General features: G+C 63.4%; 25 protein-coding genes and 1 other RNA gene. 15 read left to right on the top strand and 11 right to left on the bottom strand.

Features of this window, described 5'->3' with window-relative positions:
- The 10 genes from VKM35_RS13830 to asnS form a co-directional block, all read right to left on the bottom strand.
- Window positions 1–150, bottom strand: a 150-nt coding sequence (locus VKM35_RS13830) for a RidA family protein (RefSeq protein WP_414636571.1), incomplete at its 3' end; no start/stop codon positions are given.
- Window positions 147–809 carry a carbonate dehydratase gene (gene can / locus VKM35_RS05830; protein ID WP_324319320.1) on the bottom strand — a complete coding sequence of 221 codons (663 nt, stop codon included), beginning with the start codon at window positions 807–809 and terminating at the stop codon, window positions 147–149. The genes VKM35_RS13830 and can, both read right to left, overlap by 4 nt.
- A 3-nt stretch (window positions 810–812) precedes the next feature.
- On the bottom strand, window positions 813–2,258 hold the full coding sequence (locus VKM35_RS05825; RefSeq protein ID WP_324319318.1) for an aldehyde dehydrogenase: 1,446 nt from the start codon (window positions 2,256–2,258) through the stop codon (window positions 813–815).
- A 61-nt stretch (window positions 2,259–2,319) separates the two neighbouring features.
- Entirely contained in the window at window positions 2,320–2,580 is a 261-nt protein-coding gene (locus VKM35_RS05820; RefSeq protein ID WP_324319316.1) for a PilZ domain-containing protein, read from the bottom strand.
- Window positions 2,581–2,633: 53 nt separating this feature from the next.
- Entirely contained in the window at window positions 2,634–2,939 is a 306-nt protein-coding gene (locus VKM35_RS05815) for a PilZ domain-containing protein (protein ID WP_324319314.1), read from the bottom strand.
- Window positions 2,936–3,721: an SDR family oxidoreductase gene (locus tag VKM35_RS05810; RefSeq protein ID WP_324319312.1), complete on the bottom strand. Its 786-nt coding sequence runs from the start codon at window positions 3,719–3,721 to the stop codon at window positions 2,936–2,938. Before VKM35_RS05810 ends, VKM35_RS05815 begins: the two co-directional genes overlap by 4 nt.
- A 10-nt stretch (window positions 3,722–3,731) precedes the next feature.
- Window positions 3,732–4,367, bottom strand: coding sequence for an FMN-binding negative transcriptional regulator (locus VKM35_RS05805; protein ID WP_324319310.1), 636 nt, complete (start codon window positions 4,365–4,367; stop codon window positions 3,732–3,734).
- Window positions 4,368–4,370: 3 nt separating this feature from the next.
- Window positions 4,371–4,715, bottom strand: a complete 345-nt coding sequence (locus VKM35_RS05800; protein ID WP_324319309.1) for a hypothetical protein — start codon at window positions 4,713–4,715, stop codon at window positions 4,371–4,373.
- Complete coding sequence (locus tag VKM35_RS05795) at window positions 4,708–5,010, bottom strand: hypothetical protein (RefSeq protein ID WP_324319307.1); 303 nt, start codon at window positions 5,008–5,010, stop codon at window positions 4,708–4,710. The genes VKM35_RS05800 and VKM35_RS05795 overlap by 8 nt, the downstream gene beginning before the upstream one ends.
- 3 nt (window positions 5,011–5,013) lie before the next feature.
- Complete coding sequence (asnS, locus tag VKM35_RS05790) at window positions 5,014–6,411, bottom strand: asparagine--tRNA ligase (RefSeq protein ID WP_324319304.1); 1,398 nt, start codon at window positions 6,409–6,411, stop codon at window positions 5,014–5,016.
- A 130-nt stretch (window positions 6,412–6,541) separates the two neighbouring features.
- Here asnS and VKM35_RS05785 point away from each other — a divergent pair, with 130 nt between their 5' ends.
- The 15 genes from VKM35_RS05785 (at window position 6,542) to VKM35_RS05715 (ending at window position 19,508) form a co-directional block, all read left to right on the top strand.
- Entirely contained in the window at window positions 6,542–6,880 is a 339-nt protein-coding gene (locus tag VKM35_RS05785) for an iron-sulfur cluster assembly accessory protein (RefSeq protein WP_324319302.1), read from the top strand.
- A gap of 308 nt (window positions 6,881–7,188) precedes the next feature.
- Window positions 7,189–7,581 carry a 30S ribosomal protein S6 gene (gene rpsF, locus VKM35_RS05780; protein ID WP_324319300.1) on the top strand — a complete coding sequence of 131 codons (393 nt, stop codon included), beginning with the start codon at window positions 7,189–7,191 and terminating at the stop codon, window positions 7,579–7,581.
- 17 nt (window positions 7,582–7,598) lie between these two features.
- Entirely contained in the window at window positions 7,599–7,829 is a 231-nt protein-coding gene (gene rpsR, locus VKM35_RS05775; protein WP_324319298.1) for a 30S ribosomal protein S18, read from the top strand.
- A gap of 203 nt (window positions 7,830–8,032) precedes the next feature.
- Window positions 8,033–8,485, top strand: a complete 453-nt coding sequence (gene rplI, locus VKM35_RS05770) for a 50S ribosomal protein L9 (protein ID WP_324319296.1) — start codon at window positions 8,033–8,035, stop codon at window positions 8,483–8,485.
- Window positions 8,486–8,654: 169 nt separating this feature from the next.
- Complete coding sequence (locus VKM35_RS05765) at window positions 8,655–10,061, top strand: replicative DNA helicase (RefSeq protein WP_324319294.1); 1,407 nt, start codon at window positions 8,655–8,657, stop codon at window positions 10,059–10,061.
- Between the two features lie 54 nt (window positions 10,062–10,115).
- The gene (locus VKM35_RS05760; RefSeq protein ID WP_324319292.1) at window positions 10,116–10,688 is read left to right on the top strand and encodes a hypothetical protein; all 573 of its coding nucleotides are present in this window, start codon (window positions 10,116–10,118) and stop codon (window positions 10,686–10,688) included.
- Entirely contained in the window at window positions 10,685–11,767 is a 1,083-nt protein-coding gene (locus VKM35_RS05755; RefSeq protein WP_324319291.1) for a glycosyltransferase family 4 protein, read from the top strand. The genes VKM35_RS05760 and VKM35_RS05755 overlap by 4 nt, the downstream gene beginning before the upstream one ends.
- Before the next feature lie 15 nt (window positions 11,768–11,782).
- Window positions 11,783–12,868, top strand: coding sequence for an alanine racemase (gene alr / locus VKM35_RS05750; RefSeq protein WP_324319289.1), 1,086 nt, complete (start codon window positions 11,783–11,785; stop codon window positions 12,866–12,868).
- A 59-nt stretch (window positions 12,869–12,927) separates the two neighbouring features.
- A complete protein-coding gene (locus tag VKM35_RS05745) occupies window positions 12,928–13,263 on the top strand; it encodes a hypothetical protein (RefSeq protein ID WP_324319287.1) in 336 nt (111 codons plus the stop codon).
- On the top strand, window positions 13,263–14,681 hold the full coding sequence (locus VKM35_RS05740) for a deoxyribodipyrimidine photo-lyase (RefSeq protein WP_324319285.1): 1,419 nt from the start codon (window positions 13,263–13,265) through the stop codon (window positions 14,679–14,681). The genes VKM35_RS05745 and VKM35_RS05740 overlap by 1 nt, the downstream gene beginning before the upstream one ends.
- Window positions 14,682–14,738: 57 nt before the next feature.
- Entirely contained in the window at window positions 14,739–15,602 is an 864-nt protein-coding gene (locus VKM35_RS05735; RefSeq protein ID WP_324319283.1) for a cytochrome b/b6 domain-containing protein, read from the top strand.
- Window positions 15,599–16,366 (top strand): molybdopterin-binding protein, encoded by a 768-nt coding sequence (locus VKM35_RS05730; RefSeq protein WP_324319281.1) that lies wholly within the window; start codon window positions 15,599–15,601, stop codon window positions 16,364–16,366. Before VKM35_RS05735 ends, VKM35_RS05730 begins: the two co-directional genes overlap by 4 nt.
- A gap of 81 nt (window positions 16,367–16,447) precedes the next feature.
- Window positions 16,448–17,902 (top strand): wax ester/triacylglycerol synthase family O-acyltransferase, encoded by a 1,455-nt coding sequence (locus VKM35_RS05725; RefSeq protein WP_324319279.1) that lies wholly within the window; start codon window positions 16,448–16,450, stop codon window positions 17,900–17,902.
- 95 nt (window positions 17,903–17,997) lie between these two features.
- Window positions 17,998–18,624: a peptide-methionine (S)-S-oxide reductase MsrA gene (gene msrA, locus VKM35_RS05720; protein WP_324319277.1), complete on the top strand. Its 627-nt coding sequence runs from the start codon at window positions 17,998–18,000 to the stop codon at window positions 18,622–18,624.
- A 62-nt stretch (window positions 18,625–18,686) separates the two neighbouring features.
- Window positions 18,687–19,508, top strand: a complete 822-nt coding sequence (locus VKM35_RS05715; protein WP_324319275.1) for an MBL fold metallo-hydrolase — start codon at window positions 18,687–18,689, stop codon at window positions 19,506–19,508.
- Window positions 19,509–19,646: 138 nt separating this feature from the next.
- On the opposite strand, the gene ssrA is transcribed toward VKM35_RS05715, so the two are convergent.
- Window positions 19,647–19,966: a transfer-messenger RNA gene (gene ssrA, locus VKM35_RS05710) on the bottom strand; the annotation flags it as partial.

The following is a 19,966-nucleotide window of genomic DNA, read 5'->3' as shown; positions in this document are numbered from 1 at the left end:
GGACGTATCCACGACGTTGCCGGGAATGCTGTTGTCGCCGGCGTCGCGCGGGCCGATACCAGAGAGAAAAAGCAACTCGCCGACGCGGCGCGCATGCGGATAGTGACCGACGGCTTTCGGCGCGGTGTCGGTGTGGATGACGTCGTTCATCGCGGCTCCGTCTGTCCGGCCACGCGCTTCAACGCAGCGGCATAGACCTCGGGAAGGTGATCGCGCGCTTCGATGTCCATGCCGAGCTGCCGTACGCGTCCGTCAAGCAGGCTGTACACCCAGCCATGCACGGACAGCGATTGCCCGCGCGACCACGCATCCTCGACGATCGTGGTCTGGCAGACGTTGACTACCTGCTCGATCACATTCAGTTCGCACAGGCGCGCGTGGCGCAGCGATTCGAGTTCGACATCCCCGAGCAGCGATGAATGTTTCTGCGCGACGTCGCCGACATGCCGCAACCAGTTGTCGGCCAGGCCAACACGGGCGCCGGTGAGGCTGGCATGCACGCCGCTGCAACCGTAGTGGCCGACCACGAGGATGTGTTCGACTTTGAGCAGGTCGACGGCGAACTGAATCGTGCTCAGGCAGTTGAGGTCGGTATGGACAACAACATTGGCGATGTTGCGATGGACGAAGACTTCGCCCGGTGCCAGGCCCATGATCTGGTTGGCCGGCACGCGCGAATCCGAACAGCCGATCCACAGGTATTTCGGCGCCTGCTGCGTCGACAGGCGCTTGAAGAAGCCCGGGTCTTCCTGGCGAACGCGTTCGGCCCAGGCCTTGTTGCGGTCCAGCAGTTCGCGCAATTGGCTCATCGCTTATCCCAGATTGAGGCAGACGTTTTTTGTTTCGGTGAAAAAGCGCAGCGCTTCCTGGCCGCCTTCGCGACCGAGTCCGGATTGCTTCATGCCACCGAACGGTGTGCGCAGGTCGCGCTCGAGCCAGGTATTGATCCAGACGATGCCGGCGTCGATGCGGCCAGCGAGACGATGCGCGCGGCGCAGATCGCTGGTCCACAGGCTGGCGGCCAATCCGTAAGGCGTGGCATTGGCGAGCGCCAGAGCTTCGTCTTCATCGTCGAAGGCCTGCAACGTCAGCACCGGCCCGAAGATTTCTTCGCTGTTGGTGCGCGTGTACGGGCCCAGACCTTCGATGATCGTCGGTGCGATGAACCAGCCGCCCTCGCAGCGTCCCGGCGGCTGCACGGCATTGCCGCCGCAGAGCAGCTTGCCGCCTTCGGCGCGGGCGAGGTCGATATGGCCCATGACTTTTTCGTGGTGCGCTTTCGATACCAGCGCACCCTGCTGGTTGCCGGCATCGAGCGGATCGCCGACATGCAGCTTTTTTGCACGGGCCACCAGTTCGTCGCGGACTTCGGCATAGGCGCTGCGCTCGATCAGCAGCCGCGAACCGCACAGGCATATCTGTCCGGAATTCTGGAACGCCGAGCGCAGCAGGGTTTCGAACAACTGCGTGCGCGGCGCGTCGGCGAACACGATCGTCGCGTTCTTGCCACCGAGTTCCAGCGAAACTTTCTTCAGGTTGCCGGCGCAACTGGTCGCGATGCGCGTGCCAACCGCGGTGCTGCCGGTAAAACTTATCGCTTTGATGCCGGGATGATCGACGATGGCCTGGCCGACTTTCGGGCCCAGGCCTTGCACGATGTTGAGTACGCCCGATGGAAAACCAATTTCGCGGGCGAGTTCGCCGAGCATCCACGCGGTCACCGGCGTGACTTCGCTGGGCTTGCCGATCACGCAGTTGCCGGCAGCGAGCGCGGGCGCGATCTTCCAGGTGAACAGGTAAAGCGGCAGGTTCCAGGGGCTGATGCAGCCGACGACGCCGAGGGGTTGCCGCAGCGTGTAATTCAGTCCGGCCTGGCCGTGGTGGGATTCGCTGGCGAACTGCGTAGCGGCGGCCGCGAAGAAACGCAGGTTGGCGACAGCGCGCGGAATCTCGACATCGCGCGCCAGCGCCAACGGCTTGCCGGCATCGCGCGATTCGGCGGCGGCGAAATCATCAATGCGCGTTTCCAGGGCGTCGGCGAGGCGATCGAGCCAGCGTGCGCGTTCGCTCGGCGGTAATGTCGACCAGGCGGGAAATGCTGCCTGCGCTGCTTCGAAAGCCGCGGCGACATCCTCGCCATCGGCATCCGGGCACAGGGCGTAACGCGTGCCGGTGGCGGGTTCGTGGACATCGAGCCAGGCTTCCGACAAGGCCGGGCGGGCTTGGCCGCCGATGAGCTGGGACAGGCGCAGGGTCATGCGCGCAGCTTAACCGTCCGGGTACCCCTACGGACAGGTACGCGGCGCGTGCACAGCGGTGCTAGATGTATTCGAGGCCAACTTCATCGTCGCGGTGCCAGAGGATGCGCGCCTCCATGCACATCGTCGGCCCGGTGCCGCTTAGCAGGTGCAGGAGCACCGCGTCGCCGCTGTTGAACGACCAGCCGCGCGGCCGTTTCAGGCAGGCGCCGCCTTTGGACAGATCGACGAGATCGACGAGAAAGCCGGTGTTTCCGCGCGCGACCAGCACCTGGCCGGGTTCGACCATGCGCGGGCTGCGGCGGCGTTCGAAGAACGGCATGGGCCGATGTTACAAGCATTGCCGCTGGCGGGTGCAGCGGCGGCGACAAGGCCTCAGCCCAGTGTCGGCGGTACCGATTGTGGTTCGAGATACTCGAAGCCCAGCGTGCGTTGCTCGATGCGGGCGACACGCGCATCCACGCCCAGCGCCGGACCCGGTTGATCGAAGAAGTACAGGCGCACGACCTGGCCGACTTCCAGCGTGCAGCGCTCGGGCCGGAAAATGCCGCAGCCGCCTTCCGACAGATCCTGCAATTCGACCAGCCAGGCGCTGTCCTCGCGCGCGACCAGCATCTGCGCGGCATAGGGAACGCGCGGCGAATAGCGCTGGTTTTCGACATCCCAATCGGTACTGCTCACAGCGATCGCGTCCGGCCGCCATCGACGGGCAGGTTGATGCCGTTGATGTAGCCCGCCTGCGCTGAGCACAGGAAGGCGACGGCGGCGGCGATTTCTTCGGCCTCGGCAAAACGTCCGGCGGGCACGGTGGCGAGCATCGCGGCGGCTATGTCCTGCTCGCTCTTGCCGGTGGCCGCAGCGCGCTCGCCCAAGATCTGTTCGAGACGCTGCGTGCGCGTGTATCCGGGCAGAACATTGTTGACGGTGATGCCGAAACCGCCGAGTTCGGAGGCCAGGGTTTTCGCCCAGCTCGCGACCGCGCCGCGAATCGTGTTGGAAACGCCGAGGTTGGCGATCGGCTCTTTCACCGAGGTGGAGATGATGTTGACGACGCGGCCCCAGTTCGCGGCGCGCATGCCCGCAAGCACGGCCTGCACGAGAATCTGGTTGGCGATCAGGTGCTGCTGGAACACCGCGAGATACGCCGCGGGATCGGCGGCGTGCGCGGCGCCCCCGGCAGGACCGGCGGTGTTGTTGATCAGGATGTGCACGGGTTTGCCGGCGGCAAGCGCGACGATCTTTTCGTGCAGCGCCGGGGCATCGGCGACGTCGGCCGCGAGCATGCCGTGATCCTGTCCGGCGGAACGGGGCAGGGTGGTCAGCACAGCTTCGAGACGTTCGACGCGACGCGCGAGTAGCGTGACGTTGGCGCCCATTTCTGCGAGCGCGAGCGCGCTGGCGCGACCGATGCCTTCGGAGGCGCCGCAGACCAGGGCGTGCTTGCCGGCGAGACTCAATTGCATGGCGATTCCGTCATTGCTGGTCTCCGTTGCCACTGTGCAGGCGATCGAGCATCAGGCCCGCGATCGCGCGTTCGTTTTCCCCGCCCAGGGCCAGCGCTGCCGCAGCAGCACGGACGTTGCCCGGCGGGTGATTCTGGCTGAGCTTGAACTTGAGCTCAATCTGCGTGGGCCGCAGCCGGAAACCGACGATGCCGCGCAACTGGTTGCGGTGGTCGTCGCGGGTGACATCGAACTGCCAGTCGCTGCCGATACGCGTTTCGTTGATGTCGCTGAGGTCGGTGACGATCTGCGCCAGGCCAGCATCGTCGTCGATGATCTCGAGCGGGCCGCGCAGATGCGCGACGGCGTAATTCCAGGTCGGTACGCGGGCGGCGCTTTCCTTGTCCGGATACCAGCCCGGCGAAAGATAAGTGTGCGGGCCGTGGAAAATCACCCGCGCTTCGCCGCCATGCCGCCACTGCGGATTGGCGCGCGACCAGTGTCCGCGCAGAAGGATGCCGTCGGCGTCGCGACGGTAGAGCACCGGCACATGCGAGATGAAAGGTTCGCCGTCAGCGATTGTGATCAGCGTGGCGAACGGATGCGCCAGCGCCAGTTGGTCGAGCGCGGCCAAGTCGGTTTCGGCGAAATGGCGCGGCGTGTACATCAGTCAGTGGCGCGGGCCGAGCGTCTTGATCATTTGCGGCAACAACTCTTCATCGTCGTCGCCTTGCGGTGGCTGCAGGTCTTCGAGCAACTGGCCGATAAGTTCGGCATCGTCGTCGTCCATGCCTTCGAGCGCGCGGAAGTCGGCGTCCATCAGCGCGGCACGGGCCATGTCTTCGCTTTCGTAGGTGAGGGTCGAACCATGGCTGTCGAACACCTGCGCGACGCCGCTATGCAGCACGCGCAGCCGCGCCCAGATCAGCAGCGGCTCGGGCGTGGCCAACCACCATTCCTCGTGATCGAAAGTCTGGACTTCGTAGCCCAGGTCGTAGATCGATTCGTCAGCCATTTGCCAGTCCTGCCTTTGCCGCGACGCAGACGGCTGTGCCGACGACGCCAATGAGAGTGAGCCAGCCCATGATGCCGGCGATGTTTCCGAACTGCCGCAGCGCGCTGTCCTGGACCTGTGCCTGGCCGAAACGCATCAGCCACCAGCTGTAGAGCAGACCGCCATCTTCAGTGCCGGGAACGAATGCGAGTCCGCGATCAAGCTGCTGTCGATGCGAGAGCACGCGCATGCCGAAATGCGCAGGGCCCGCGGAACCGGCGAGACCGAGGAACAAAAACAGCAGCGCCTGCCACATCGATCAGAACGTCGCCAGGCCCGGCGCGCGCGGGTAGGGGATCGCGTCGCGGATGTTGGACAGCCCGCAGACGTAAACCACCAGGCGTTCGAAGCCGAGGCCGAAACCCGCGTGCGGCACGGTGCCGTAACGACGAAAATCGCGATACCAGGTGTAGTGCTCCGGATCGAGGCCGAACTGCGCGATGCGCGCGTCGAGCACGTCCAGGCGCTCCTCGCGCTGCGAGCCGCCGATGATTTCGCCGATGCCGGGCGCAAGCACGTCCATCGCCGCGACGGTTTTTCCGTCGTCGTTGAGGCGCATGTAGAACGACTTGATCTGCTCGGGGTAATTCATCACCACGACCGGGCGGCCGACGTGCACCTCGGTCAGCCAGCGCTCGTGTTCGGTCTGCAGGTCCAGGCCCCATTCAACCGGGAAGTCGAATTTCTGCCCGGATTTCTGCAGCAGCGACACCGCGTCGGTGTAATCGATGCGCTCGAACGGCGCAGCGATGAACGCCTCGAGTTTCGTGATCGCGGCCTTGTCGACGCGCTCGGCGAGGAAGGCGAGGTCGTCCATGCGTTCGTTGAGCACGGCCTGGAAAACATATTTCAGGAATTTCTCGGCGAGGTTGGCGTCGTCGTTGAGGTCGGCGAAGGCGATCTCCGGCTCGATCATCCAGAACTCGGCCAGATGCCGCGTGGTGTTGGAATTCTCGGCACGGAAGGTCGGGCCGAAGGTGTAGACCTTCGACAGCGCCAGGCAGAAGGCCTCGACATTGAGCTGGCCCGACACGGTGAGGAAAGCTTCCTTGCCGAAGAAATCCTTGGAGAAATCGACCTGGCCCTTCGCGTCGCGCGGCAGGTTCATCATGTCCAGGGTCGAGATGCGGAACATCTGGCCGGCGCCTTCGGCATCCGAGGTCGAGATGATCGGCGTGTTGACCCAATAGAAACCGTCTTCGTGGAAGAAACGGTGGATCGCCTGCGCCAGGCAGTGACGGATGCGCGTCACCGCGCCGAACAGGTTGGTACGCGGGCGCAGATGGGCGAATTCGCGCAGGTATTCCAGCGTGTGCTGCTTGGGCTGCATGGGGTAGGTGAGCGGATCCTCGACCCAGCCGACCACCTCGACGGACGTGGCCTGGATCTCGAATTTCTGCCCCTTGCCCTGCGAGGCGGCCAGTGTGCCGGTGGCGATCACCGAGCAGCCCGCCGACAGCTTTTTCACTTCGCTGTCGAAATTGCCCAGCGATTCGGTGGCCACTACCTGGATCGGGTCGAAGCACGAACCGTCGCTGACGTTCACAAAGGCCAGGCCGGCGGAATCACGCCGGGTGCGCACCCAGCCGCGAACCGTGACTTCACTTCCCGCGGCAATCTTGCCCGCGAGCGCCTGCTGAACGCTGACCACTGCCATGCCTTGAATCTCCGGCCCCTGGGGCCAACCTGCTGAAGGAAGCGGCAAGGATAACCGCTGCCGGGTCTTTCCCGCAGCGTCCACATCGGCAGGCGCCTATACTGTCGCCCTCTTCGAGACGATCAACACCATGGCCGTTACCCTCACTCCTCCTGCCGTCGAACGCGTCCGCCAATATCTCAGCGAGACGCCGGGTGGCATCGGTCTGCGCTTCGGGGTGAAAAAAAGCGGCTGCTCGGGCTGGGCCTATCTGATCGATATCGCCACCAGCACCCGCGAAGACGAAGTGGTGTTCGAGCAGGACGGCGTCAGTGTCCGGGTCGACCAGGCCAGCTTGGCCCAGGTCGATGGCACCGAGATCGATTTCGTCTCGCAGGGCCTGAACCAGCAGTTCGTGTTCCGCAACCCGCGCGTGGCTGCCGAATGCGGCTGCGGCGAGAGCTTCACGACGGACGAGCAGGCGGCCTGAAGGTTTTTTGTAGGAGGGGACCCTGGTCCCGACCCCGCTTTGTAGGAGGGACCTTGGTCCCGACCCTGCTTGCCAAAGCCCCTTGTTCTCAGGATCGCCCGACCTGCGCTGATCGGATGCGTCTGTCGCGACCAAGGTCGCTCCTACAGGCCCGAAATTCCTTGAAATCCGGCAACTTGCCCCGGGATTGCAACCTCGGGCATAATGCGCGGCTCCCAAAAGGCCTCGGCCCTTTGGGACCCCTTGCTCCACGGCCCCTGCGCCGGGAGCTGCCAGGCCATCCGGCCGCATCCACAAGGAAACAAACCATGCGTCACTATGAAGTCGTGTTCATGGTCCATCCGGACCAGAGCGAGCAAGTCCCCGCGATGATCGAGCGTTACAAGACGCTGATCGAGGGCGACGGCGGCAAGATCCACCGTCTGGAAGATTGGGGCCGTCGTCAGCTGGCTTACCCGATCGAGAATCTGGTCAAGGCCCACTACGTTCTGATGAACATCGAGTGCGGCGCCAAGGTCCTGGCTGAGCTGGGCGACAGCTTCCGCTTCAACGATGCGGTTCTGCGCCACATCGTGCTGTCGGAAGAAGAAGCCGTCACCGAAGCGAGCTTCATCCTCAAGTCCAAGGACGAGAAGGGTGATCGCCGCCGCCGCGATGACGATTCGATCGAAGGCGGCCTCGACGCCGTCGACAACGCCTGAGCCCGAGGAGACCACCCATGTCCAAGTTCTTCCGCCGCCGCAAGTTCTGCAAATTCACCGCCGAAGGCGTGACCAAGATCGACTACAAAGATCTGAACACGCTTCGCCAGTACCTGACCGAGAACGGCAAGATCGTCCCGAGCCGCATCACCGGCACGAAAGCCAAGTTCCAGCGTCAGCTTCAGACCGCGATCAAGCGCGCGCGCTTCCTCGCCCTGATTCCGTACACCGACAACCACAACGTCTAAGAACTTCGCCCGCTCGCCGGGGCGTTGTTGGAAGGCAGGCCGAAAATCCTCATTGGCTTCAGCCAACTACGGTTTTCGACCCACCTTCCGCCTAGCCCCGCCTTCGCGGGCTGTGTTCTTCACTGAGTGAAATCCATTCACCGTCCTTACGGACAGCCACAGTTGCGGCGCGCTCGCGCCGCTAACGTAAACGGAGTTGCACCATGAAATTGATCCTCCTGCAGAAAGTCACCAACCTCGGCAACCTCGGCACCCTCGTCGACGTGAAGCCGGGCTACGGCCGCAACTTCCTCGTGCCCTACGGCAAGGCCGTGCCGGCGACGAAGTCGAACATCGAAGCCTTCGAAGCCCGTCGCGCCGAGTACGAAGCCAAGGCCAACGACATCCTCGCTGCTGCCGAAGCCCGCAAGGCCAAGCTCGAAGGTGCGGAAGTGACGATCGCTGCCAATGCGTCCACCGAAGGCAAGCTGTTCGGCTCGGTCGGCACCCGCGACATCGCGGAAGCCTTCACCGCCGCCGGTCACAAGCTCGAGAAATCGGAAGTGGTGATGGGCGAAGGCCCGATCCGCCGCACCGGCGAGTTCGAAGTGGTTGTGCACCTGCACGCCGATGTCGAGACCAAGATCAAGGTCGTTGTCGTCGCCGAAGCCGCGTAAGCGTTTCGCAAGTTCTGCCAGACGGCCGCCTTTGGGCGGCCGTCTTTTTTCCGGCAGTCTCGGTTTTTGAGATATACCCGGGTTATCCACAGTCTTGTCTGCAACGCCCCGGCCTCGGGTTGGCCTACAGTGACCGCTTGGCAGTCGCTCCGGAAAAAAAGATAACAACATGCCCGTACGCACCGATTCCTTCCGCAACGATCGCCCGGATCGCTCCGAAAACAAGATAGACGCGCTGCGCATTCCGCCGCAGTCGGTCGAGGCCGAGCAGGCGGTCATCGGTGGCCTGATGCTGGCGCCGGAATCGCTGGATCGCGTCGGTGACTTCCTCACCGAGCACGACTTCTATCGTCGCGATCACCGGCTGATCTACCGCGCGATCCGTGAGCTGTCGGAAAAGAACAAGCCCTTCGATGCGGTCACGCTGGGCGAGTGGTTTGAATCCAACAACCTCTCCGAACAGATCGGCGGCACCGGCTACCTGATCGACCTCGCCAGCTCCACGCCGTCGGCCGCCAATATCCGCGCCTATGCCGAGATCGTGCGCGAGAAGGCGATTCTGCGGCAGCTGATCGACGTCGGCACCGAGATCGTCAACGACGGTTTTCAGCCCGAAGGCCGCGAAAGCCAGGAAGTGCTTTCCGCCGCTGAAATGAAAGTGTTCAAGATCGCCGAACAGGGCCGGCGTGGCCGTGCCGATTTCGTGCCGCTGCGCGAAGCGATGAAGGACGCCTTCCAGATTCTGCAGGAGCGCTACGAAAACCAGGGTTCGGTCACCGGCCTGCCGACCGGATTCCACGATCTCGATGAAATGACCGCCGGCCTGCAGCCGTCCGACCTGATCATCCTGGCCGCGCGCCCGGCGATGGGCAAGACCACGCTGGCGTTGAACATCGCCGAATTCGCCGCGCTCAAGACCAAGAAGGCGGTGGTGATCTACTCGATGGAAATGTCGGCCTCGCAGCTGGCGTTCCGCCTCATTTCCTCGATCGGTCGCATCAATGCCACACGCCTGCGCACAGGCCAGCTGGAAGACGAGGACTGGTCGCGCGTGAACATGGCGATCAAGATGCTTTCGGAAGTGAAGGTGTTCATCGACGACACGCCGGCGCTGTCGCCGGACGTGCTGCGCTCGAAGGCGCGGCGCATCAAGCGCGAGCACGATCTCGGCCTGATCGTAATCGATTATCTGCAGTTGATGCAGGTGCCGGGCTCGGCGGAAAACCGCACCAATGAAATCTCGGAAATCTCGCGTTCGCTCAAAGCGCTGGCGATGGAATTGAAAGTGCCGGTGGTCGCGCTTTCCCAGCTCAATCGCGGCCTGGAGTCGCGTACCGACAAGCGCCCGGTGATGAGCGATCTGCGCGAATCTGGCGCCATCGAACAGGACGCCGACATCATCATGTTCATCTACCGCGACGAGTACTACCACAAGGACTCGAACGACAAAGGTCTCGCGGAAATCATCATCGCCAAGCAGCGTAACGGCCCCACGGGCATGGCGAAGCTGAAGTTCTTCGGCGAATACACCCGTTTCGACAATCTGGCGCGTGATAGCGTCGGCTCCTTCGAATAGAATCGCCGTCACGACCGAACGCGTTGGCGGGTGGCATCGATGGTGGATCCTGTGGTGGACCTGCAGCGCACGCTGGCCGAGTTGCGTCGGTTGGCCGAAGACCTGGCGCAGAATGCGCCCGGGCCGGTGCTCGTCCTGCCGGCCATCGATCCGGCGCGCCGACGCTACCGGTTGCACGAACTCGAATATGCCGACGGCGAAGAGTTCGTCGAATCCATCCATCGCGCCATCGTCAAGCGCGCGCCGTCACCGGCTGAATTGCTGTCCTGCCTGGATCGCTATTATCGCGGCGCCAACAAAGTCGAATTGATCGGTGAGTTGCGTGGTTCCGCGGAAGCCCGCGCGATCGCCGTGACGATCACTGGCCTGGGCATGCGTTATCGCCTGTGGCGCCTCGCGCGTCTGCGTCTGCTCGGCGGTCTGTTCCGGCGCGTCGCCTGCCTGTTCGAAATCCATCGCTTCTTCGAGGAACAAAAGCGCTTCGCGCAATCGCAAGCGCTGCGCTTGGGCGAACGCGACCTGCGCCTGCAGATCGGCATCGACGAATTGCGCCGCAAATGCGCCGATCTCGCCGCGCAGATCGCCGCGCTCGAAGCCCGTGGCCGGACCGGATCAAACGCGGAATGAAGATTGCATTGCTGACGCCAACCTTTGTCGCGAACGACGCCGTCGGCACCGACATGCTGAAGATGGCCGAGGCGCTTGCCCGCCCCGGCACGGAAGTGCGCCTGTTTGCGGATCGGGTTGTTGCGGCCCGCAACGACGTCCATCGCAGTGACGAGGTCGTCGCTTGGCTCACCGATGCCGATGATGTGTTGATCTACCACCATTCGGTCGCCTGGCCGCCAGTGATCGCAATCCTGGACGCATTGAAATGCCGGCGCCTGCTGCGCTATCACAACGTCACGCCACACGAATTTTTTTACGGCATCAGTCACGACTACATGATTTCCTGCGCAAAAGGCCGCGAGGAAACCAGCGAACTCGCGCAGATGCCGTTCTCGGGTTGGCTTGCCGATTCGCAGTTCAACAAGGATGAACTGGTCGCCCTGGGCGTGCCCGCAGCGCAGGTGCAGGTGCTGGCGCCGCTCAACCGCACCGACGATTTTCTGCGACATGCGCCCGACGCGGAATTCCTGCGCAGGTTCCGCGATGGTCGCAGCAACCTGCTCATGGTCGGACGCATCGCGCCGAACAAAGGGCATGCCGAACTGATCGACGCTTTCGCCTGCCACGTGCGCAACCACGATCGCGAGGCGCGGCTGTTGATCGTCGGCAAGCAGGACTACCGGCTCGCGACGTATCGCAGCCAGCTGCTCGCGCGCATCGAATTTCATGGCGTCGGCAACAGCGTGATCTGGCTCGACAACATCAGCGATGCGCAATTGCGCGCTTGTTACCAGCTTGCCGACGCGATGCTGTATCTGTCAGCGCACGAAGGCTTCGGCGTGCCGCTGGTGGAAGCGATGGCGCTGTCGTTGCCCGTCGTCGCTTATGCCGCTGCCGCCACGCCGGAAACCCTGGGCGATGCCGGCCTGCTCTGGGACAGCACCGATCCGCGCCTGTATGCGCTTTCGCTGCAGCGCCTGAAGCAGGACGCTGACTTGCGCGCGCAGCTGGTCGAGGCCGGCCTGCGCCGTTATCGTGAGCACTTCCATCCCGACGTCCTGGCCGCGCGCCTGCGCGATATCGTCGGCATCCACTGAAGCGAATCCAACGCCATGTCCCGAGCCACCACCGCCACCATCCACGTCGATGCGCTCCGCCACAACCTGGCGCGTGTGCGCCAGCTCGCGCCGGAAAGCCGGGTGATGGCCGTGGTCAAGGCCGACGGTTACGGCCACGGTCTCGAACGTGTCGCGCGTGCGCTGGAAGGCGCCGATGCCTTCGGCGTCGCTGCCTTGTCCGATGCCGAGCGCCTGCGCGCGGCCGGTCTGTCGCAGCGCATCGTGCTGTTGTCGGGTTTCGATGAGGTCTCGGATTTCGCGGTTCTGCGCCGTCTTGGTGTGGACACCGTCGTCCATCACGAATCGCAATTGGCGATGTTGGCAGCGGATGCCGCAGCGGGCGAGGCCGGCGAACCGATCCGCGTCTGGCTGAAAATTGATACCGGCATGCATCGCCTCGGCTTTCCATTGGAACGCGCCGCCGAAGTGCACGCGCAATTGCGCGCCTTGCCGAATGTCGCCGCCGACATTCTTCGCATGACCCATTTCGCCAGCTCCGACGAATTCGCTGGCGCGCAGACCGCGCTGCAGATCGAGCGGTTCGCGCAGGCCAGCGACGACTTCGCCGGCCAGGCCTCGTTGTCCAATTCCGCTGCCGTGCTCGGCTGGCCACAGGCGCATCGCGACTGGGTGCGTGCCGGCGGTGCGCTTTACGGTTTGTCGGTGGTGGCCGGCAAGACCGGTGCGGATTTCGGCTTGATGCCGGCGATGACCTTGTCGACGCGACTGATCGCCATCAACCGTGTGGCCAAAGGCGAGCGCATCGGCTATTCGGCAACCTGGGAATGCCCCGAGGACATGCCGGTCGGTGTTGCCGCGATCGGCTACGGCGACGGTTATCCGCGGCATGCGCCGGCCGGCACGCCGGTGCTGGTCAACGGTGTGCGCACACGGGTGATCGGTCGCGTTTCGATGGATCTGATGACGATCGATCTCCGCGACGTACCTGCTGCCGTTGGCGATGCAGTGACGCTGTGGGGCCCGGAACTTCCCGCCGAAGAAGTGGCCGCCGAAGCCGGCACCATCAGCTACGAGCTCACCTGCTCGATCACCCGGCGGGTGCGTTTCGTCGAGGCCTGATGCCCCGGGCGTGGTCGGGTTCACGGCCCGTGGACGCAGGTGCCGATTACTCTCGACGCATGAAAACCGCGTTGATCACCGGCGCCTCTCGCGACGTCGCCAAGGCTTTGTCGGTAGCGAAGAAAGGCGGGGCGTTTCTGTTGTGTTCTTCTGTGGTCGTGGGCAGCGGCGCTGGCAGGCACGCGGCAATCTCGGCCGCAAAAGGCACGACAGAAATCTTTCCTCGTTCGCTGACGATGGATTTTTCTTTCCTCGGTCTGCGCGGCAACGACATCGCGCCAAGGCTGTTGCGCACGCCGATAAGCGAAAGCGGCGTCGCCCATGAAGCTGCTGCCAGGCCGATCGCGCCCAGCCGTGGTTTCGCGGCGGTGCGTCCGGCAGCGCGGGCCGGTTGATGGCTTCCGCACTGGTCTGGTTCCGACGCGATCTGCGCCTTGCCGACAACCCGGCGCTGCAGGCGGCGATCGATGCCGGCTACGCGATCATCCCCGTCTACATCCACGCACCGGACGAAGACGCGCCGTGGTCGCCGGGTGCGGCAAGTCGTGCGTGGCTGCACAAATCCTTGCTGTCGCTCGCTGCGGATCTACGCGTGCTGGGATCGCGTCTGATCGTTCGCAGTGGCGACAGCCTGGAACAACTCGATCGACTCGTTGCTGAAACCCGAGCCGAAGCCGTGTTCTGGAGTCGTCTCTACGAGCCGGCGGCCATCGCCCGCGACAGCCGCATCAAGGAACACTTGCGGACGCGTGGTCTGGCCGTCGAAAGCCACAACGCTGCGCTGCTGGTCGAGCCTTGGACGATCGCCACGCAGGCCGGCGATCCGTATCGCGTGTTCACGCCGTTCTGGAAAAATGCACTGCATCGCCTCGATGCCGGGATCGCGACGTCGGCGCCATCGCGATTGCCGCAAGTCGCCGACGATCTCGTGTCACAGCCGATCGAAGCGTTGGCACTCGCGCCGGGGAAAAACTGGGACGCAGCATTCTGGCGACACTGGCAACCGGGAGAAGCGGGTGCCGCGGAATTGCTGGAGATATTCATCGACGGCGCCGCGCATGGATACAAGGAGCAGCGGAATTTCCCCGATCGCACCGGCAGTTCGAAGCTGTCGCCGCATCTGCATTTCGGCGAGATATCACCGCGGCAGATTCTCCGGCGTCTACGCGCCGACATCTGGCCGGCGAAGTGGCAGGCGGACATCGATCATTTCGTCAGTGAACTGGGTTGGCGGGAGTTCGCGCATCACCTCCTGTTTCATTTTCCGAAAACCAGTGAGGAAAACTTGAGCCGGAAATTCGCCGGGTTCCGTTGGGCCGAACCGGAGCCGGACAAACTCGCCGCCTGGCAACGCGGACATACCGGCATTCCGATCGTCGATGCCGGCATGCGCGAATTGTGGGCGACGGGCTGGATGCACAATCGCGTGCGCATGATCGTGGCCAGCGTGCTGTGCAAGAACCTGCGCTATCACTGGCGGCAGGGCGCCAGCTGGTTCTGGGACACGCTGGTCGATGCTGACCTGGCCAACAACACGCAGGGTTGGCAGTGGACGGCCGGAACCGGGGCGGACGCGGCGCCATATTTCCGCATCTTCAATCCGGTGACGCAGTCGCAGCGGTTCGACCCGTACGGCAACTACATCCGTCGTTGGCTGCCGGAACTGGCGGTCTTGCCCACACCGGCCTTGTTCGCGCCCTGGGAACACGCGGCACTGGCGCGATCGTTGGCGCCGGCATACCCGGCCCAGCCGATCATCGACCTCAGGAGGTCGCGCGAGGCAGCGCTCGCTGCGCTGGCCGACTGTCGCTAGTGCGGAGCGGAGGATCGGGAGTAGGCTGTCGCCATCGTCGTCGCCCGAGGTCCGCGCATGTCTGCCGCCGCCACCCGGTTGAGCTACCGCCATCGTCTGCCGGTGCGCGTGATGCACTGGATCAACGTGGTCTGCCTGTTCGCGTTGCTGATGAGCGGACTGTCGATCTTCAACGCGCACCCGGCGCTTTACTGGGGCAAGTTCTCCACCTTCGACAAACCGGCGCTGTCGCTGACCGCCAAACCCGGCCACGATGGCAAGTTGCGCGGCGAGACGCAGATCGGCGCGCTGCGCTTCGACAGCACCGGCGTGCTCGGTGCCTCGGTGAAGATGTCCGGCGAAATCGGCGCGCGTGGCTTCCCGATGTGGGCGACCTTGCCCGGCTACAAATCGCTGGCGGCCGGCCGCCGCTGGCATTTTTTCTTCGCCTGGCTGTTCGTGATCAATGGCGTCTGCTACTGGCTATGGAGTTGGCGTTCGAAGCATCTGAGCGGCGATCTGGCGCCGACCGGTGCCGACTGGCGCGGCATGGGCCGCTCGATCATCGAGCACATGAAATTCAAACACCCGACTGGCAGCGAGGCGTTGCGCTACAACATCCTGCAGAAGCTCGCTTATCTGGCGGTGATCGCCGTGTTCGGCCCGGGCATCGTGCTGATGGGGCTGGCGATGTCACCGCATATGGATTCGGTGCTGGGCTGGCTGGTAGATCTGGTCGGCGGCAGGCAGTCAGCGCGCACCTGGCATTTCATCATCGCATTCGCCTTCGTCGCCTTCATCGCCATCCATGTATTCATGGTGCTGGTCAGCGGACCGTTCAACCAGATCCGTTCGATGATCACCGGGCGTTATGCCTATCACGATGATCCGCCCGCGGATCCCGTGCCCGTCACCGCCACCGACAAGGAAGAAGGCGCATGAGCAAGACCGACCGCCGCCGCTTCCTGGAAAAACTCGCGTTGGCCAGTGGCGCCGTGCTGCTTGGAGCTTGCGATCGCCTCGACCAGAGTCCGGCGGTGCAGACGTTGCTGAAAAGCGCCGATGCGCCGACCGACAAAGCCTTGCACGCGCTCACGCCCGAGGATGCGCTGGCGCAGGAATTCACCGAGGCCGACCTGTCGCCGGTGTTCAAGGCCAATGGTTCGGTGAATCCGAAAACGCCGGAATACCTGGCGTTGCTGCGGAATAATTTCGCCGATTATCGTCTGCAGGTACGCGGTCTGGTCAGGACGCCGCTGAGCCTGTCGCTGCCGGAGTTGCGCGCATTGCCATCGCGCACGCAGATCACCCGCCACGATTGCGTGGAAGGCTGGAGCTGCATCGGCAAATGGACGGGCACGCCACTGGGCCCCTTGCTTGATCGCGCCGGCCCGCTGCCGCGGGCGCGCTACGTGGTGTTCCGTTGCGCCGACAGCCTCGATGGCGACGAGAACCGCTACTACGAAAGCATCTACCTGCGTGAAGCGCATCACCCGCAGTCGATCCTCGCCTACGACTTGAATGGCGCCGCGCTCGACGTGCCGCACGGTGCGCCGCTGCGCCTGCGCGTGGAGCGCAAGCTCGGTTACAAGCAGGCCAAGTATCTGTTGGCGATCGAACTGGTCGAGAGTCTGGCGGGCATCGGGCAGGGCAACGGTGGCTACTGGGAAGACGACCAGGGCTATCAATGGCATGGCGGCATCTGAGTTTCGTTTGGCCGATGCGTCGGCCTCGTTGACCGCTTCGGCTCCGCCATGCACCATCCCCTCAGCCACGGGGAAAGCGCCATGACCGATGAAGCATCGAGCAAGAGCCATCGCGAGCCGATGTCGCGGGTCGATACGGCCTGGTTGCGCATGGAGCGTGCAACCAACCTGATGATGATCACCGGCGTGATGATGTTCGACACGCCGATGTCGCTCGAACGCCTGAAGAAGGTCATCAAGCAACGTTTCCTCGCGTTTCCGCGCTTTACCCAGAAAGCGGTCGACAACGGCGCCGCGGCGTTCTGGGAAGTCGATCAGGATTTCGATCTCGATCACCACGTGCGCTTGACCGCGTTACCCGGCCGCGCCGGCAAACGCGAACTCGAACGCTTCACCAGCCAGATGGCGTCGTCGCCACTGGACCAGACCAAGCCGTTATGGCAATTCCATCTGGTGGAAAAATACGGCGGTGGTTCTGCCTTGGTCACGCGCATCCACCATTGCTATGCCGACGGCATCGCGCTGGTGCAGGTGCTGTTGTCGCTCACCGATACCACCGCCGAGGCGAAGAAAGGCAGCGCGCTGGAAAAGGCCTGGCTGAAAAAAGACGGCGAGAAGGTCAAGCGCCGCTTCGGTACCGTCGATCGCGCAATGAAGATGACCGAGAACCTGCTCAGTCGCGGCATGGAGATGTATCGCGATCCGTCGCTGGCAACGGTGCTGGCGAAGGAGGGCACCGACATCGCCCGCGAACTCGCGCTCGCGCTCAGCCTCAACGACGACCCCATCACCGTGTTCAAGGGCCGTCTTGGCGTCAGCAAGCGCGTCGCCTGGGCCGAGCCGCTGGTGCTGGAGGAAGTGAAAGCCGTCGGCCGTGCCTTCGATTGCACGGTCAACGACGTGTTGCTTGCGTCTGCCGCTGGCGCGTTGCGCAGCTACATGCTCGAGCGCGGCGAGGTGCTCGATGGCGTGACGTTGCGCGCGACCGTGCCGGTGAACCTGCGCCCGCTGGAGCATGCGCAGAAGTTGGGAAATCATTTCGGGCTCGTGTTTCTCGATCTGCCGGTGGGCGAGCCGAATCCGGCGCGTCGCCTCGAGTTGGTCGCGGCGCACATGAAGATGCTCAAGACTTCGCGTCAGGCGGCGGCGACCTTCGGCGCGTTGGCGGCCGTCGGCATGGCGCCGGCCGGCATCCAGGCGATCGCGCTGGAAATGTTCAGCCGCAAGGCCAGCCTGGTCGCGACCAACGTGCCCGGTCCGCAACTGCCGTTGTATCTGGGCGGCTGCAAGATCCACGAGATGATGTTCTGGGTGCCGCAGAACGGCAGCATCGGTGTCGGCATCTCGATCATGAGCTACAACGGCAAGGTGCATTTCGGCCTGATCGGCGATGCCAAGCTCATTCCCGACCCGGACGCGATCATCCAGCGTTTCCGTCCCGAGTTCGAAAAGCTGTTGTACGTGGCCTTGATGGCACGCTGGGAAGACACCATCTATTCCGAGGATGCGGAAGCGATGATGCTCGACGAACGCTGATCGCCTGAACGCGCGGTTGTTGCAGAGCCCGCGCCGCGCATCCTTCGCCCCGGTGCCGGTCTCTTGATCTGGGTCAACCACGAAGGAAACCTGCCATGAACATTTGTGACATCCCCGGCCAAGGCCTGCGCATCGCGCCCAGCGACGTGCCCGATCCGATCCTCGACCTCAGCGCCAGCGATGACCGCGGCGAAATCATTCTCGGCGGCGGCTGCTTCTGGTGCACCGAAGCGGTGTTTCGTCGTCTCGATGGCGTGGCCGACGTGCAGCCCGGATACGCCGGCGGCGCGGCCGATGCCGCCAACTACAAGGCGGTATGCAGCGGCAGCACCGGCCATGCCGAAGTCATCCGCATCGCCTACGACCCCGCGAAGATCAGCTACGGCCAGCTGCTGAAAGTGTTCTTCGCCGTCGCACACGACCCCACGCAGAAAGATCGCCAGGGCAATGACGTCGGCAGCCAGTATCGGTCCGCTATTTTTCCACTCGACGATCGGCAGCGTGCCGTCGCTGCTGCGTACGTCCGTCAGCTCGATGAGGCCGGTATCTATTTCGGCAAGATCGCCACTACGCTGGAACCGCTGGAAGCGTTCTTCGTCGCCGAGTCGTATCACCACGATTACGCGCGGCTCAACCCGGGGCAGTCGTATATCCGCATGGTGTCGATGCCGAAGGTGGAGAAGCTGGAAAATTATTTTGGCGAGAGGCTCAAGCGGGGATAACTGTCTCGAAGACCTTGGCCGTCGCGAGTGTCGCGATGGCACTATCAGTAGGAATGAGCGCCATGACTGCAGCTACCAGACTTACCTGGAAACATTTTCCCGCTGGCGAGCATGGATTCTTCCGTGCCCCGGTGCTTGTTTCTGGCGCACACGAGGCCGTACTGATCGATGGCGGCTTTACGCTTTCGGACGGAAAGGCGCTCGCCGAGGCCATCAAGGCCAGTGGAAAGCAGCTGACCACGATCTACATCAGCCAGAGTGACCCCGATTATTACTTCAGCCTGGCGCCCATCACGGCGGCGTTTCCCAAGGCACGTGTCATCGCCGCGTCGGCAACGATAGCGGCGATCAAGGGCAGCGTGGAAAAGAAGTTGGCGACATGGGGGCCGCAGCTGAAGGAAAATGGTCCGCAGACGTTGGCGGACATCGTGATGCCGGAGGCTTTCGACGGCCCTGCGCTGAATCTGGAAGGCCACGCCATCGAAATCATCGATGCGGACGGCTTGGCCAATCGTCGCTATCTCTGGGTGCCGACGCTGGAGGCGATTTTCGGCGGCGTGATGGTGTTCTCGGGTGTCCACGTTTGGACAGCCGATACGCAGGGTGCCGAAGCCCGCGCCACGTGGGTGAAGAATCTTGAGGTCATGGCAGCGCGCAAACCTGCCGCAGTCGTCCCGGGTCACATGGCGGTTGACGCCGTCACCGACGTCGCGGCGATTCTCTACACCCGTGACTATCTGCTCGCGTTCGAGGAAGAGCTCGCCAAGGCGGCAAACAGTGTCGATCTCGTTGCGGCCATGACCTTGCGTTATCCGAATGCCGGCATGGGCATTGCCCTGCAGATCGGTGCCAAGGTGGCGTTGGGTGAGATGAAGTGGGGTTAGCGGAAAGCGGCGGTGTGAGCCGGCTTGGTTTTCTCGCGCGGCGAAGTCACCACATGGATGCTCAAGGCGGGCTGGGTAAAAAAGAAAAAAGCCGAAATCTCGCGATTCCGGCTTTTTCTTTTTCGTGACATCTTGAAATGGTGGAGCTGGCGGGAGTTGAACCCGCGTCCGAGAGCACTCTATCTCCGGCACTACATGCTTAGCTCGTTGTTAATTCTCGTCTGCCGGCAACACAACGTGCGAGGCACACCGTCAGACACACCCGCTAAGTTTAGACATCGGTTGGCGGGTCGCCGCCGATGCCGGTTCCGTGATAATGACCTTACATCCACGAGCACGGGCACAAGTGGGTTCAGGGCTTACGCCTTAAGCGGCGAGAGCGTAGTTGTCGTCGTTGGCAACTAAATTTTGCTACTGGATTAACGAGGACAGTCGCCCCCTCGGCATGCGCCAGTCGA

It is taken from the genome of Arenimonas sp., assembly GCF_035312645.1.
In the GTDB taxonomy this organism is placed as follows: Bacteria; Pseudomonadota; Gammaproteobacteria; order Xanthomonadales; family Xanthomonadaceae; genus Arenimonas.
Note: the sequence above shows the minus strand (reverse complement) of the source record. Positions and strands in the feature narration are given on the sequence as shown.